Origin of the sequence: Saccharothrix hoggarensis, from assembly GCF_042678885.1 — a bacterium.
Taxonomy (GTDB): Bacteria; Actinomycetota; Actinomycetes; order Mycobacteriales; family Pseudonocardiaceae; genus Actinosynnema; species Actinosynnema hoggarensis.
On the sequence record NZ_JBHTLK010000491.1, the window covers coordinates 1 to 1206 of the forward strand.

Sequence of the window (1206 nt, forward strand, 5' to 3'; positions counted from 1 at the left end):
ACGATGATCAGCACGCCCACGGCCATCGTCTGCCACAGCACGTCCACCCCGGCCAGCGCGAGGCCGTTGCGGAACACCCCGACGATCAGTGCACCCAGCAGCGACCCGACAATCGCCCCACGACCACCGAACAGGCTGGTGCCACCGATGACCACGGCCGTGATGGAGTCGAGGTTGTCCAGCTGCCCGGCCTGCGGGCTGGCCGAGGCGATGCGGCCGATCAGCACCCACGCCGCCAGCGCGTACACCGCCCCCGCCGTGGCGTACACGCTCAGCAGCACGCGGGCGGTGCGGATACCGGACAGCCGGGAGGCTTCCAGGTCGTCACCGGTGGCGTAGACGTGGCGTCCCCACGCGGTGTTTTTCAGCGCGAACGCCATCGCCGCGACCAGCACGACCATCATGATCGAGCCGTAGGTGATGCGGGTGCCGCCGACGTTGATCGTCTGGCCGGTCCACAGCAGCAGCGAGGGCATGTCCGTGCCGCGGATGGTGGCGCTCTCGGAGTACCAGAGGTTGAGCGCGAAGAACACGTTGAGCGTGCCCAGGGTGACGATGAACGGCGGCAGCTTCAACCGCGTCACCAGCAGCCCGTTGAGCAGCCCGCACAACGTGCCCACCACGAAACCCAGCAGCAGCGCCGGCAGACCCGGCAGGCCGGTGTCCGCGGCCACCTTCGCCATCACGATCGACGTCAGCACCATGATCGCACCGCAGGACAGGTCGATGCCGGCGGTCAGGATCACGATGGTCTGGCCGACGGCCAGCGTGCCGATGACCGCGACCTGTTGCAGGATCAGCGAGATGTTGCCCGGCGTGAGGAACCGGGGCGACAGCACCGCGAACACGATCACCGCGACCAGCAGCACCACGGCCGGGCCGATGGTCGCCTGCGAGTGCAGCAGATGCTGGAGCCGGGTCAGTGGCGAGCGCTTCGTGTCCTGCCCGCCCAGCGGGTTACCGCCGGACGAGTGGCTCTTGGACAGCGTCGTGGTCATGCTCAGCCCCAGCAGTTCTCGCGGCCCCAGGTGGAGTCCTTCGACTCGACCCCGAACACGGGCTGGTCGGTGATCAGGTTGACGCCGGTGTCCACGAAGTCCTTGCCCGCGGTGTTCAGCGGCTTGGTGCCGTCCTTGGCGAACTTCGCGATCGCCTCCACACCCATCTGCGCCATCTTCAACGGGTACTGCTGCGCGGTCGCGCCGA

At 68.2% G+C, this 1206-nt stretch carries 1 protein-coding gene and 1 pseudogene; both read right to left on the minus strand.

The features are described 5' to 3' along the window. The coding region (locus ACFQ3T_RS36700; protein ID WP_380730788.1) for an ABC transporter permease at positions 1 to 998 on the minus strand (998 nt) is incomplete at its 3' end. A gap of 2 nt (positions 999 to 1000) precedes the next feature. Further along, positions 1001 to 1206: pseudogene (locus tag ACFQ3T_RS36705) on the minus strand (sugar ABC transporter substrate-binding protein); the annotation flags it as partial.